This window comes from Pseudoxanthomonas sp. 3HH-4 (assembly GCF_006716465.1).
Lineage (GTDB): Bacteria > Pseudomonadota > Gammaproteobacteria > Xanthomonadales > Xanthomonadaceae > Pseudoxanthomonas_A.
In genome coordinates this window covers 110,850-124,297 of record NZ_VFPB01000006.1, presented here as the reverse complement: position 1 = coordinate 124,297, position 13,448 = coordinate 110,850, and the positions used below count along the sequence as shown (strand labels likewise).

Genomic DNA, 13,448 nt, shown 5'->3' with positions numbered 1-13,448 from the left:
CGTCCAGTGTCGTGGCTTCCGACGTGCGTCCCCCGGGCCAAAGGTCACGGATGCTCGGCTTCCACGTGCACCTTCTCCCGCCGCAGCAGGTACATCCCGCTCGCCACGATGATGCCCGCGCCGATCCAGGTGACGCCGTCCGGCAACACCGACCACAGGGCGACGTCAAGGATCACGCCCCATACCAGCGCGGTGTACTCCAGTGGCGCGATCAGCGAGGCCTCGCCACGGCGGAAGGCCTCGGTCAACGCCACCTGCGCCAGCGAACCGGAGACCCCGACGCTCGCGATAATCCAGCCATGCTCGGGCTGAAGCGGCTTCCATGCGGGAAGCGCAAGCAGCCACGCGCCCAATGACAGCAGCACGACGAACCAGAACACCATCGCCTGCGTGCTGTCGCGCTGCGCCAGCATGCGCACGGTGACCGCACCCAGCGCGTAGCAGATCGCGGCCAGCAGGATCGCGAGCCCACCCTGGGTCAGCATGCCCTCGCCGGTGGGGCGCAGGATCACCAGCACGCCCACCAGGCCGATGAAGATCGCCACCCAGCGCGCCGCTCCCACGCGCTCCTTGAGCAACGGGCCCGCCATCGCCGTGACCAGTAGCGGCGCGACGAAAGTGATCGCGTACGCCGTGGACAACGGCATCGTCCGCAAGCCGTAGACGAACCCACCCATCATCGCGATGCCCAGCACCCCGCGCAGCAAGTGCAGCGGCCAGTACACGCGCAGCAGCGACCGCGCAGGCACGGTCGCCAACACCCAGAGCGTCACCAGCGGCAGCGAGGAGAGCCCGCGCAGCGCGGCGACCTGCAAGGGCGGATAGTGCTCAGAGAGGAGCTTCAGCCCTGCATCCATCAACGCGAACATCAGGACGGCCGACAGCATCAGCAGGACGGCGGAAGCGAGGGAGGGGCGGGGCGCGGACATGCGCCATTATCACCGGCCGGCGCTCGGCGGCGAGGGCGGCACGCTAGAATGGCGACGCATCAGACAGGAAGACCCCCCATGCCCTCTTTCGACGTCGTTTCCGAAGTCAACGCCCACGAACTGACCAACGCCGTGGACCAGGCCAACCGCGAACTCTCCACCCGCTTCGACTTCAAGGGCGTGGAAGCGAAGTTCGAGCTGGAAGACAAACTCATCACCCAGTCCGCGCCGAGCGACTTCCAGCTCAAGCAGATGACCGACATCCTGCGCGCCCGCCTGATCGCCCGCCAGATCGACGTACGCTGCCTCGAGTTCGGCGACGTGGACACCAATCTGGCCGGTGCGCGCCAGAAGATCACCGTCAAGCAGGGCATCGAACAGAAGCTGGCCAAGAAGATCGTCTCCACCATCAAGGACGCCAAGCTCAAGGTGGAAGCGCAGATCAACGGCGAGAAGCTGCGCGTGACCGGCAAGAAGCGCGACGACCTGCAGGATGTCATCGCCCTGCTGAAGAAGACCGAGTTCGAACTGCCGCTGCAGTTCGACAATTTCCGTGACTGACGTTCCGCACATCGCCGAGGGCATGGCCGACCCCATCGCCACCACCCGCCAATGGGTGGAGCGCGCGGTGATCGGCCTGAACCTGTGCCCGTTCGCGAAAGCGGTGTACGTGAAGCAGCAGGTCCGCTTCGTGCTCAGCGATGCGAGCACCCCGGAAGCACTGCTGGAGGAACTGGCGGAAGAATTGGTGCTGCTCCGCGATGCGGACCCCGAACAGGTCGACACCACGCTGATCATCCATCCCGACGTGCTGACCGACTTCCTCGACTACAACGATTTCCTCGACAACGCCGACGCCGCGGTCGAGGCACTGGACCTGCAAGGCATCATCCAGGTGGCCAGCTTCCACCCGGACTACCAGTTCGCCGGCACCGCCCCGGACGACATCAGCAACTACACCAATCGCTCGCCCTACCCCACCCTGCACCTGCTGCGCGAAGCCAGCATCGACCGTGCGGTGGAGGCCTTCCCCGATGCCGACGTCATCGTCGAGCGCAACGTGAAGACGCTGGATTCGCTGGGGCATGCGGGATGGGCGAAGCTGTTCGCGGAGTGAGAGAGGTCTGGCTCTTCTGTAGGAGCGACGTAAGTCGCGACCGCCGACCGTCCGCCCCATAGCTTCGTCATCGCTCTTCTAGGCCTGGAGCCACACCGCATCCCAGTACGGATAGCTCCCGATCCTGTCGACCAATCCAGCGCGCAATGGATTGGCGACAAGATGGCGCGCGGCGGCCCGCAGGCCGTCATCCGAACGGATCGCGCGATCATGGAAGCCAGGCGCCCACACACGTCGCGGCCCTTCGGGCCTGGCTGCCGCGCGTGACGTATTGGTCTTCAGGCGCTGCACGCAGACGGACAGGGATTCCATGGCCCCCAACTCGATCAGCCCATGCCAGTGATCCGGCATGAGTACCCACGCCAACAGCCGGGAGCGATACCAAAGCCGGCGGTCGGTGGCCGCCCGCGCGGCATCATGGGCCATGGCGGTATCGGAGAACAGCGGTCGGCGGTCATGCGTGACGAAGGTGACCAGGTAGACCTGTCCTTCCGCTGACATGCGTCCATGACGCAACGCGGCGTGACCTCCAGTTCGTCGCAGGCAGTCGGCGGTATCCATGCCGGTGAGCATGGAATCACACCAGGGGCCGCCAAATCAGGAGACCTCGCGCATTCGAGTGGGAATTTGCCGTGCGGTCGCGACTCACGTCGCTCCTACAATAGCTCTCCAAGCAAACTTTGCTCCAGCAACATGCGCGCATCGTCAAGCGACTGCAGGATGGTGTGCCCCAGCGCACGCACGGTGTCGTCCGGCTCCAGCAGGTCGGGGATCTGGATCGGATGCATGCCGGCGGCGAGGGCGGCGCGCACGCCGGTGGGCGAATCCTCCAGCACCAGGCACCGCACCGGCTCGATGCCCAGCGAGCGCGCCGCCAGCAGATAGACATCGGGCGCAGGTTTGGGGTGTTCGACATCGCTGCTGGTGCAGATGGCATCGAACCGGAGCAACAGGCCGGCGGCGTCGAGCTTGCGCAGCGCCAGCGGACGACGCGTCGACGTGGCGACGGCGCGCGGAATCCTGTGGATATCGAGGAAATCCAGCATCTCGATGATGCCGGGACGGTGTGGTACGCCCGCAGCGACCACCGCCTCGTAAAGCACGTGCGAACGCTGCAGCACGCGCTCACGCTGCGCTTCGCCGATGGCTTCGTCCAGCAGGTGGCGGCAGACGGCCTCGCTGTGGCCGACCATCGACAGCCACAGCACCTCGGGCAGATCGTGGCCAAGCTCGCGCGCGGCTTCCGCCAGGCAACCGATGATCGCGCGCTCGCTGTCCAGCATCAGGCCGTCCATGTCGAAGATCACCGCCTCAGGCACGAACGGCAGGTGTGCAGGACTCACGCGTTTCCCTCGAACAGCTGGCGGAGGTCATCCTCGCCCAGGAGGCGCCACTGCCCAGGCTCCAGGTCGCCCAGCGTCAGTCCACCGGTGCGACTGCGATGCAGCGCCTCCACATGATTGCCGACGGCGGCGAACATGCGACGCACCTGGTGGTAACGACCTTCGGTGAGCGTGACCTGCGCATGGCGCGGGTCGATCACGTGCAAGCCGGCCGGTGCCAGCGGCGTCTGCTCCGATTCCAGCATCAACGTGCCACTAGCGAAGACCGTGCCTTCGTCGCCGCGCAGGTCCTGCGCCAGCGTGACGTCGTAGACCTTGGGCAGGCTGGCCTTCGGCGAGATGATCCGGTGCAGCAGTCCGCCGTCGTCGGTGAGCAGCAGCAGGCCGCTGGTCTCGCGATCGAGCCGTCCCACCGTGGAAAGCACCGGCGAGCGATCGCGGAAGCGCGACGGGAACAGATCGTAGACGATGCGGCCGGTGTCCTTGGTCGAGCAGGTGTAGCCGACCGGCTTGTGCAGCAGGATGGCCAGCCCCGGCGCGGGATCGAGCGGCTCGCCGTCCACGCGGATATTGTCGTGGTCGACCGGATCGTCGGCGTACAGCACCTCGCCCGCGGCATCGGTGATGCGTCCCTCGCGGAACATCCATTGCACCTGCTTGCGGCTGCCATAACCCAGGTTGGCGATGTGCTTCACGATCTTCATGCGCTTATCGCCTCGCCTTCACGGCGGCGATGACCTTGAAGCCATCGCGCTCGCCCGCCACGCGCACATCGCCGAAGCGCTCGTTCAAGGTCTGCTCGTACGGCAGGTGGCGGTTGGCGACCAGCCACAGGCGGCCACCCGGCTTCAGTGCCTCCGCCGCCACGCTGATGAAGCGCTGGCCGATGTCGGGACGATCGGCGCGGCTCTGCGTATGGAACGGCGGATTGCTGACGATGAAGTCGTAGCGCTGGGGCAATCCCGCAGTGACGTCGTGCCAGTGGAAATCGAGCGCTGCGCTCGCGCCGGCATCCGCGAGGTTCGCCTTCGCCAGCGACAGTGCGCGCGCCTCGGCCTCGTACAGGTCCAGCGCGGTGATGCCGGGATTGCGCGCCAGCAGCGACAGCGACAGGAACCCCCATCCCGCGCCCAGGTCGGCGCCATGTCCGGCGATATCCGTCAGCAGGCATTCGACCAGCAGCGCGGACGCCGGATCGATGCGGTTCCAGGCGAACACGCCGGGGCGGCTGACATAGCGGCCGTTCTCGATGCGGCGTGGCGCATCCAGCGAGGACCACTGCGCAAGCAGCGCGTCATTGACGCTGTCCGCGCGCTTGCGTGTCCAGAAGGTGCGGCAGTGGAACTTGGTCAGCGTGCCGGTGACGCCAGCCAGCTGCTTCAGGTCGGCTTCGCCCGACTTGGCGCCCTCGTTGTTGGTCATCGCGGCGACGACGATGCCGTCGGGTCCCGCCAGCTGCACTGCACGCGCGAGCAATGCGCGCGCTTCGTCGCGCTGGCGCGGCGGCAATACCAGCACCAGCGCGTAGCGCGCCTCTTCGGCCGCCGCATCAGCGACGACGCGCAGGCCGGCGCGCTCCAGCAGTTCGGCATCGGGACGGAAACTCTGCTCGCATACCAGCTGCGACAGCGGGAACTGGCGCAACGCGGCGCCATCGCGCGCGCGCAGGAACAGCACCGGCCCGGAGGGCCAGGCGAGCACGCCCTGCGCGAAGGGCAGCATCAGGGCATCGAGAGCGGGATCGGAAAAAGGAGAGGCCACAATGCGACGCGCAGACGGGGAATGAGGCGCCATTCTAACGGCAGCCACTCGCCACCGATTTCGTCGCCGCTGGTCGGCCATCGAAAATAAAATGAAAAAAGTGTTGCGCATCGCAAACAAGCGGCGTATCGTCCGCGCCCGTCGGCCACATGGCCGTTTTTTCATCAATCAGATTCTTCCCATGAAGCCCGCCTATTCCTTCGACAGCAAGCCCGCCCTGCAGCCATCGCGCTGCGGCCTGGCGCTGCGTGCGAATGGCTGCGACCTGCGCGATATCGAACGCGCACGGCACCTGGACTTCTGACATCCGGCTGACTCCCTGGGAGATCGGCCACCCCGATCTCCCGAGGAAACGCGAACGCCCTCGGGTCGCAAGTCCCGGGGGCGTTTTGTTTTCAGCGTTCGCGGAGGATGCGCATGCATCGACCAGGTTCCATCCATTCCACCACGGAAATTTCTTTCCGCCCTGAAGCATCCGGGTAACGCATCCACGCGTCCCGAGGCAGGGGCGCGGCTGCAACCGGCGCATGTGCGCTGCGTTGTGATGCTTCGACGCGAGCGGCGCGGGGAGTGGACACCACAAGGGCGCATGGCGCCCGAACGAATTGCCGGTTGGCGACAGCCGGCAATGGGGAGCATCGATCGAACACGCTACAGCGGTACGGGCTTGTATCCCGTCCGGTGCGCGCGGCACTGCCGTGGCGTATGCCGAAGCGTGGGAGACGGTGTTCCCCGAGCGGACGATAGCTCAGCTTGGGAGAGCAGCGGCACATGCCGTTGGCCACCGGTTCAAATCCGGTTCGTCCACCACTGGATAGCTCAGATGGTTAGAGCATCGGACTGTTAATCCGACTGTCGCGGGTTCGATTCCCGCTCCAACGCCTGCAAGGGCACATGACCTTTCACGTCATGACACCGGGACGCAAGTCCCACCCAGGAAACGCCCCGTGCGGCGCGACGTTCTCCCGCGATGGATTGCAGGAAGACGGCATGTCGCAGCCGGGACGGTACCGGCACCGCGCCCTCGACGCGGATGCGCGCGGCCTTTGATGCGATCTGCGGATCGCCTCAGCGCCACGATGCTTCCGCCAACAGCGCCGGCCGCCCGCACCGTCTCCGTCCAGGGGCGTTTCCACCCTTCTCCGCCATCCGCATGTCGCGGACGGCACGTCATCGTCGCGGGACTCGATCCGCCGCGACGGTGTTGCAACCCGGATCGAACCACCAGAGCCAACAAGGAGAACAACGCCATGTTCTGGACCAAGAGGGTCGTGATCGGTGACGGCGAGCGCGGCCTGGTGTATCGCAACCGTCGGTTCGAGCAGTTGCTCGTGCCGGGCGTGTACCGCTGGTTCGACCCGATGGGTCGCATCGAGGTGCGCACCTTCAACATCGCATCGCCGGAGTACGCCGGCCACGACGTCGACGCGCTGATCGCGCGCCTGGGCGAGCGGCTGGGCGACACCTTCGTCCTCGCCGACATCGGCGTGGACCAGGTGGGACTGGTGCTGAAGAACGGCAAGCTGGAAGACGTGCTGCAGCCCGGCACGCGGCGCCTGTACTGGATCGGCCTGGTGAAGGTCGAGGTGCGCGCGGTGTCGCTCGCCACGCCGGACGTGGAGGTCGCCGTGGCGCGACGCCTGCGCCAGCTGGGCGCGCTGTCGAAGCTGGCGGTGGTGGCCGATGTGCCTGCGGAATCCGCCGGCCTAGTCTTCATCGACGGCAAGCTCGAGCGCACGCTGGCGCCTGGCAGCTACGCCTTCTGGAACTTCCAGAAGAACGTGGTCGTGGACATCGTCGACCTGCGCGTGCAGTCGATCGAAGTGTCGGGTCAGGAACTGTTGACCCGTGACAAGGTCAGCCTGCGCGTGAACCTGGCCGCCAGCACCCGCGTCACCGACGTGGTGGCTGCGCGCACCAAAGTCGCGAAGGTCGGCGACTTCGTCTACCGCGAGCTGCAGTACGGCCTGCGCAAGGCGGTGTCCGCCAAGACGCTGGACGAGCTGCTGGGCGACAAGGCCTCGCTGGACGCCGACATCTTCGCTTACGTGCGCGGCCAGTTGACCGGCTTCGGCGTGGAAGTGCTGGGCGTGGGCGTGAAGGACGTGATCCTGCCGGGCGAGATGAAGGAGATCCTCAACGGGGTGGTGCAGGCGGAGAAGACGGCGCAAGCCAACGTGATCCGTCGCCGCGAGGAGGCGAACGCCACGCGTTCCCTGCTCAACACCGCGAAGCTGATCGACGAGTCGCCGGTGCTGATGCGCCTGAAGGAGCTCGAAGCCCTGGAAAAGGTCACCGAGAAGATCGACAAGCTCACCGTGTTCGGCGGCCTGGATGGCGTGCTGAAGCAGCTGGTGACGTTGAAGTAACGGAACCCGCCCCCTCCCCCGTTCACGGGGGAGGGCTGAGGTGGGGGCACGCCGGAGCACGGCACGCGTCGGCGCAAGGAGCGCGCGAGGATGCGGTACGGCCTTCGGCGGAGGACGGCACTACGGCGTAGTCCGCCCCCGTCCCAACCTTCCCCCGCATGCGGGGGAAGGGGCTTTATCCTTCAATGGAGTGAACACATGAACACACAAACGCAATTCGAACTGCTGCACATCGAGGGCAGCACCACGCCGATCAAGGGCTGGGTGCGCGGCGTGCCCCTGGACCAGGGCGCCCACGAGCAGCTGCGGAACATCGCGGCGATCCCGTTCGTCGGCCCGTGGGTCGCGGTGATGCCCGACGTGCACCTGGGCAAGGGCGCGACCGTGGGCTCGGTGATCCCGACGCGAGGGGCCATCATCCCGGCGGCGGTCGGCGTGGACATCGGCTGCGGCATGGCCGCGGTGCGGACCACGCTGCGCGCGAAGGACTTGCCGGACAGCCTGGCGCAACTGCGCTCGAGCATCGAGCGTAGCGTGCCGGTGGGCAACGGACGCGGCGGCGAGCACTGGAAGCTGCCGGACAGCATCCGCACGCGCATCGCGCAGTCAGAGCTGGAGCCGCGCCTGGAGGCGATCAAGCAGAAGCACAGCAAGATCCGCACCGACAAGCTGGACCGCCAGATCGGCACGCTGGGCGGCGGCAACCACTTCATCGAGATCTGCCTGGATGAGGCCGACGCGGTGTGGGTGATGCTGCACAGCGGTTCGCGCGGCACCGGCAACCTGATCGGCAACTACTTCATCGAGCGGGCGCGCGAGCAACTGGCGCACCGTGTGCTGGGCTTCCATCTGCCGGACAAGGACCTGGCCTTCTTCATGGAAGGCGAGCCCTTGTTCGACGACTACGTGGAAGCGGTGTCGTGGGCACAGGACTACGCCCGCGAGAACCGCGAAGCGATGATGTCGCGCGTGCTGGCGGAGATGGGTCACCGCCTGCCGAAGTTCCAGCTGGAGAAGATGGCGGTGAACTGCCACCACAACTACGTGCAGAAGGAAACGCACGGTGGCGTGGACCTGCTGGTAACCCGCAAGGGCGCGGTGAGCGCGCGTGCAGGCGAGCTGGGGATCATCCCCGGCAGCATGGGCGCGAAGAGCTTCATCGTGCGTGGCAAGGGCAACGCGGACAGCTTCCACAGCTGCAGCCACGGGGCCGGCCGCGTGATGAGCCGTACTGCCGCGCGCCAGCAGATCACGCTGTCGCAGCACCGTGAGGCCACGGCGCACGTCGAATGCCGCAAGGATGCCGGCGTGATCGACGAATCGCCGGCGGCCTACAAGGACATCGACGCGGTGATGTCGGCGCAGTCCGACCTGGTGGAAGTCGTCCACACGCTGCGCCAGGTGGTCTGCATCAAGGGGTGAGCTTCGGCTCGCCCCTTTTTTTGGGCTGCCTATGCTGTTGTGGGAGTGGTGCCGGCATTGCTGGCGCCGGTAAGTCGCGATGAGGCGTTACCGATAACCCATCGCGACTGACGTCGCTCCCACACCAGCCAGAAGCATCAGCCCTGCAATTCCCGCAGCGTCACCGACGGCGGCGCATCCAGCACCTTGCGCGTGGCGAACAGGCCGGCACCGAGGGCTGCCAGCATGCCCAGCCCGCCGCCGATGGCGGCCAGCTGCCAGTTCGCCTTCCACGGCAGGTCGAACACCTGCGTGGCAACGACGCCCGACAACACGGATGCGGCGATCGCCGCGACCAGTCCCGCCAGCAGACCGATGGCCGCGAACTCCGAGGCCTGCGCAAGCCGCAACTGCCGCCGGCTGCCGCCCAGCACGCGCATCACGCCACCCTCGAGCAGTCGCTCGTCCTGGCTGGCGCTCACCGCCGCCATCAACACCAGCAGGCCCGCCGCCAGCGAGAACCAGAACACCACCTGCACCACCTGCGAGACCTGCTCCGCCGTGCTGCGCACCTGGTTCAGCACCGCCTCCACGTCGATCACCGACAGGTTGGGGAACTGGTTGACCAGTTCGCGGGTGAAGGCGGCATCGCCCGATGGCACGCTGACGGCGGTGATGTAGCTGGCCGAATAGCCATCCAGCGCACCCGGCGAGGCGACGACGAAGAAGTTCGGCCGGAAGCTTTCCCAGTCCACGCTGCGCAGGCTGGTGATGCGGCCCTCGAAGCGCTGGCCGGCGATGTCGAAGGCAACCTGGTCGCCGAGCTTCCAGCCCAGGTCTTCGGCAAAGCCCTCCTCTACCGACAGCTCCGGCGACGAAGGCGTGCGTCCGCTCCAGAACTCGCCCGCGGTGACCTTGTTGTCGTCGCGCAACGTCGCCGACATCGACAGGTTGAACTCACGCTCGGCGCGTCGCTGTGCGCGCTCGTCGGTGCCCTCATAGTCGGCGCCGCTGGCGGGCTTGCCGTTGAGTTCGACCAGGCGGCCGCGGATCATCGGGTACAGATCGACCGCAGACAGACCGCGCGCCTGCATGAAGCTCTTCACCGGGTCGACCTGGTACGGCTGCACGTTGACGATGAAGCGGTTCGGCGCATTGGCCGACAGCGCCAGCTGCCAGCGGTCCAGCAGGTCGGTGCGTACGAAGGTCAGCAACAGCAGCGCCATCAATCCGAGGCCAAGGGCCGAGACCTGCGCGATCGACGTACCGGCGCGCCGGCTGACGTTCGCCAACCCGTAGCGCAGGCTGCCCCGCAAGCGCGAGCGCACGCGACGCACCAACAGGATCAGCAGCCACGCCAGCAACGCCAGCACCGCGAGCGTGCCGACGATGCCGACCAGCATCGCCGTGCCCAGCGCGGGCGAACCCGCCTTCCACCACAACAGCGCACCCAGGCCGACGAAGCCGGTCAATGCGACCAGCCACGCGCTCGGTTCGGTACGGTCCAGGTCACGCCTCAACACGCGCAATGCCGGTACGCGCCGGAGCGCCAGCACCGGCGGTGCGCCGAACGCGAGCAGTACGATCATGCCCACGCCATAACCTTGCAGCGCCGGCATCAGGCCTGCTGGCGGGATGTCGATCTTCAGCGACTGCTGCAGCCAGCTGCCGATTCCCCACTGCAGCCCAAAGGCGATCAGCACGCCGACGGTGCACGCAGCCAGGCCCAGCAGTACCAGTTCGCCGACGTGGATACCCACCAGCGTGCGCTGCTGCGCACCGAGGCAGCGCATCACCGCCGTGCCCGACAGGTGACGCTCGCTGTGGCGACGCGCGGCCATCGCGACGGCGACGGCGGCCAGCACCACCGAGACCAAGGCAGCCAATCCCAGGAAGCGGCTGGCGCGGTCCAATGCGGAGCGCACTTCCGGGCGCGCGTCCTGGATAGTCTCCATGCGCTGGCCGCGCGCGAGTTGCGGCTTCACTGCTGCGGTGAATGTCTCGACCGCGGCCGCGTCGCCGGCGACCACCAGGCGATAGCGCAAACGACTGCCCTCCTGCACCAGGCCGGTGGACGGCAGGTCGGCGAGATTGAGGAAGACCTTCGGGGCGACGTTGAAATAGTCCAGCGCCGCGTCCGGTTCCTGGGTCACCAGTGCCGTGAGCTTGAGCGTGCGCGTGCCGATGCCGATCTCGTCGCCTGGCTTGGCGCCCAGCGTTTCCGCACCGGCCTGGCTGATCCACAGCGTGCCCGGCGCCGGGATGCCATCGGCGTCGCGCTCGGCGCCGCCGATACCATCGACCACACGGAAATTGCCCCGCAACGGGAAGCCTTCACCCAGCGCACGCAGATCGCCCAGCGACAGCGACTCGCCGGCGCGGATCATGCTCTGCAGTTCCTGCGTTTCGGTCACCCGCAGGCCCGGCGCCGTCGCCAGCGCGCGCAAGGCGTCGGTCGGCGCCGAGTCGCCACGCACCACCACGTCGCCGCCCAGCAGGCGGTTCGCTTCGATCGCCAGCGCGCGTTCGGCGCGATCGGTGACGAAGCCGACGGCGGTGACGGCCACCACGGCGAGGACCAGCGCGGCGAACAGGATGCGGACATCGCCCGCTGCCAGATCGCGACGCAGCTGGCGCCATGCCAACGCCAGCGTCCTCATGCGGTGTCGCCCTGCAGGCGGCCCGCATCCAGGCGCAGCAGACGCTGGCAGCGTGCCGCCAGATGGTCGTCATGCGTCACCAGCACCAGCGTGGTGCCGGCATCCGCATTCAGTGCGAACAGCAGTTCGATGATCGCCTGGCCGGTGTGGGTGTCGAGGTTGCCGGTGGGCTCGTCGGCGAACAACAGCGACGGGCGGGTGACGAACGCCCGCGCCAGGGCGACGCGCTGCTGCTCGCCACCGGACAACTGGCGCGGATAGTGGCCCAACCGCTGACCGAGGCCGACTTTCTCCAGGATCTGTCGGGCCGGGCCTTCCACATCCGCATCACCGCGCAGTTCCAGCGGCAGCATGACGTTCTCCAGCGCCGTCAACGACGGCAGCAGCTGGAAACTCTGGAACACGAAGCCGACCTTCTCGCCACGCACGCGGGCACGGCCGTCTTCGTCCATGTCGGACAGGCGCTCGCCGTCCAGCACCACCGTGCCCGCACTGGGCACGTCGAGGCCGGCCAGCAGCGACAGCAGCGTGCTCTTGCCAGAGCCCGACGCACCCACGATCGCCACCGTGTCGCCGTGGTCGATGCGAAAGCCGATGTCGTCGAGTATCGTCAGGGCACCGTCGGGCAGCGGCACATGCTTGCCCAAGCCCTGCACGTCGAGCACGGCGTGGCGCGCAACGGAGGGGGCTTCAGTGGGGAGTCTGCTGGCGTCGGCCATGATCGTCTCGTCGGTCATTTCGTGGATCATCGGGAGCAGGGATTAAATGTTTCTTAATTTGAACAGGTATGGGGCCAGCGGCGGACGCATGCAATGGGCCATGGGCTTGGCGCTGCTTCTGCTCGTCGCATTATTCGCACGTCCCGCCGCTGCGCAGAGTGCGCAGGCCGCGCCCGCGAAGGGCACGCGCACCGTCCTGGTGATGGGCGACTCGCTCTCGGCGGCGTACGGCCTGGCGCCGTCGCAGGGATGGGTGTCGCTGACCGCGGACCGGATCGGCAAGACGAAGCCGGGCTGGCGCGTCGTCAACGCCAGCATCAGTGGCGAGACCACTGCGGGCGGGGCGGCGCGCATCGCGGCGGAACTGCAACGCCACAAGCCCGCCGTCGTGGTCATCGCGCTGGGCGCGAACGACGGGCTGCGGGGCCTGCCCCTGGCGCAGACGCGCGTCAATCTGGAAAAGATGATCAAGGCCGCGCAGGCGAGCAAGGCGAAGGTGCTGCTGGTCGGCATGCGGATGCCGCCGAATTACGGCCCCGACTACACACGCGGCTTTGAACAGAACTTCAGCGTGCTGTCCAAGCAGTACCGCACCGCGCTGCTGCCATTCCTGCTGCAACCCATCGCACTGGACCGCAACGCCTACCAGGCCGACAACCTGCACCCTGTCGCCAGCGCCCAGCTGAAACTGCGCGACCATGTCTGGACCGCGCTGGAGCCGCTGCTGCGCTGAGGACCGGCGCTGCACCTACACGGCGGTAGGAATTTTCCTACGCCGATACGGGCAGTCCGCCGAATGTGATAACTGGCACATTCGCGCACAGTCCCCATGCCGGTTCCCTGCCCGGCATGTTGACTGGAGTACGCAATGCCCCGCCTGCTTTTCACCATCGCCGCCGATGCCAGCGGCTGGCAGCTGTACGAAGGCCAGTTCGGCCGCGACTGGTTCGACAACCTCGGCGACGCGCGCGAGAACGCCAAGTTGCTCGCGGCCACCCTGCACCAGCATCACGGCATCCCGACCGCTGTGGTGGTAGAGATGCCCAGCAACGAATCCGTGTTGTTGGCACGCCACGGCTGAAACGCCACTGCGAGCGCCGGAAACCCAGTGCCGCCGTGCGTCCTCCGTCGGCGGATGGCATGATCCGC

14 protein-coding genes and 2 tRNA genes are annotated in these 13,448 nt (G+C 67.1%); 9 read left to right on the top strand and 7 right to left on the bottom strand.

Annotated elements, in window-relative coordinates; translation table 11 throughout:
* Positions 1–44: 44 nt before the first annotated feature.
* The gene (locus FB548_RS17210; RefSeq protein ID WP_255470611.1) at positions 45–929 is read right to left on the bottom strand and encodes a DMT family transporter; all 885 of its coding nucleotides are present in this window, start codon (positions 927–929) and stop codon (positions 45–47) included.
* A gap of 78 nt (positions 930–1,007) precedes the next feature.
* On the opposite strand from FB548_RS17210, the gene FB548_RS17205 reads away from it, so the two are divergent.
* Positions 1,008–1,490 carry a YajQ family cyclic di-GMP-binding protein gene (locus tag FB548_RS17205; RefSeq protein ID WP_142126029.1) on the top strand — a complete coding sequence of 161 codons (483 nt, stop codon included), beginning with the start codon at positions 1,008–1,010 and terminating at the stop codon, positions 1,488–1,490.
* Between the two features lie 22 nt (positions 1,491–1,512).
* The gene (locus FB548_RS17200) at positions 1,513–2,046 is read left to right on the top strand and encodes a DUF1415 domain-containing protein (protein ID WP_142126116.1); all 534 of its coding nucleotides are present in this window, start codon (positions 1,513–1,515) and stop codon (positions 2,044–2,046) included.
* Positions 2,047–2,124: 78 nt separating this feature from the next.
* On the opposite strand, the gene FB548_RS17195 is transcribed toward FB548_RS17200, so the two are convergent.
* The 4 genes from FB548_RS17195 to FB548_RS17180 form a co-directional block, all read right to left on the bottom strand.
* Complete coding sequence (locus FB548_RS17195; protein ID WP_142126028.1) at positions 2,125–2,547, bottom strand: transposase; 423 nt, start codon at positions 2,545–2,547, stop codon at positions 2,125–2,127.
* A 155-nt stretch (positions 2,548–2,702) separates the two neighbouring features.
* Positions 2,703–3,389 (bottom strand): HAD family phosphatase, encoded by a 687-nt coding sequence (locus tag FB548_RS17190; protein WP_255470610.1) that lies wholly within the window; start codon positions 3,387–3,389, stop codon positions 2,703–2,705.
* Positions 3,386–4,093: a pseudouridine synthase gene (locus FB548_RS17185; RefSeq protein WP_142126027.1), complete on the bottom strand. Its 708-nt coding sequence runs from the start codon at positions 4,091–4,093 to the stop codon at positions 3,386–3,388. Before FB548_RS17185 ends, FB548_RS17190 begins: the two co-directional genes overlap by 4 nt.
* Positions 4,094–4,097: 4 nt before the next feature.
* Positions 4,098–5,111 carry a class I SAM-dependent methyltransferase gene (locus tag FB548_RS17180; protein WP_255470609.1) on the bottom strand — a complete coding sequence of 338 codons (1,014 nt, stop codon included), beginning with the start codon at positions 5,109–5,111 and terminating at the stop codon, positions 4,098–4,100.
* 220 nt (positions 5,112–5,331) lie between these two features.
* On the opposite strand from FB548_RS17180, the gene FB548_RS19080 reads away from it, so the two are divergent.
* The 5 genes from FB548_RS19080 (at position 5,332) to FB548_RS17160 (ending at position 8,941) form a co-directional block, all read left to right on the top strand.
* The gene (locus FB548_RS19080; protein WP_255357658.1) at positions 5,332–5,454 is read left to right on the top strand and encodes a hypothetical protein; all 123 of its coding nucleotides are present in this window, start codon (positions 5,332–5,334) and stop codon (positions 5,452–5,454) included.
* Positions 5,455–5,888: 434 nt separating this feature from the next.
* Positions 5,889–5,960: transfer RNA gene (locus FB548_RS17175), tRNA-OTHER, on the top strand.
* 2 nt (positions 5,961–5,962) lie between these two features.
* Positions 5,963–6,028 (top strand) — tRNA-Asn (locus tag FB548_RS17170).
* 372 nt (positions 6,029–6,400) lie between these two features.
* Positions 6,401–7,519 carry a slipin family protein gene (locus FB548_RS17165; protein WP_142126025.1) on the top strand — a complete coding sequence of 373 codons (1,119 nt, stop codon included), beginning with the start codon at positions 6,401–6,403 and terminating at the stop codon, positions 7,517–7,519.
* Between the two features lie 198 nt (positions 7,520–7,717).
* Positions 7,718–8,941, top strand: coding sequence for an RtcB family protein (locus tag FB548_RS17160; RefSeq protein ID WP_142126024.1), 1,224 nt, complete (start codon positions 7,718–7,720; stop codon positions 8,939–8,941).
* Positions 8,942–9,078: 137 nt separating this feature from the next.
* Here FB548_RS17160 and FB548_RS17155 read toward each other — a convergent pair whose 3' ends face one another.
* Together FB548_RS17155 and FB548_RS17150 are read right to left on the bottom strand one after the other, a co-directional pair.
* A complete protein-coding gene (locus tag FB548_RS17155; protein ID WP_142126023.1) occupies positions 9,079–11,580 on the bottom strand; it encodes an FtsX-like permease family protein in 2,502 nt (833 codons plus the stop codon).
* On the bottom strand, positions 11,577–12,299 hold the full coding sequence (locus tag FB548_RS17150) for an ABC transporter ATP-binding protein (RefSeq protein WP_142126114.1): 723 nt from the start codon (positions 12,297–12,299) through the stop codon (positions 11,577–11,579). The genes FB548_RS17155 and FB548_RS17150 overlap by 4 nt, the downstream gene beginning before the upstream one ends.
* 88 nt (positions 12,300–12,387) lie before the next feature.
* Between FB548_RS17150 and FB548_RS17145 the strand changes: the two genes are divergently transcribed.
* Both FB548_RS17145 and FB548_RS17140 read left to right on the top strand, forming a co-directional pair.
* Positions 12,388–13,032 carry an arylesterase gene (locus FB548_RS17145; protein WP_142126022.1) on the top strand — a complete coding sequence of 215 codons (645 nt, stop codon included), beginning with the start codon at positions 12,388–12,390 and terminating at the stop codon, positions 13,030–13,032.
* A gap of 135 nt (positions 13,033–13,167) precedes the next feature.
* Positions 13,168–13,380: a hypothetical protein gene (locus FB548_RS17140; RefSeq protein ID WP_142126021.1), complete on the top strand. Its 213-nt coding sequence runs from the start codon at positions 13,168–13,170 to the stop codon at positions 13,378–13,380.
* Positions 13,381–13,448: the final 68 nt, after the last annotated feature.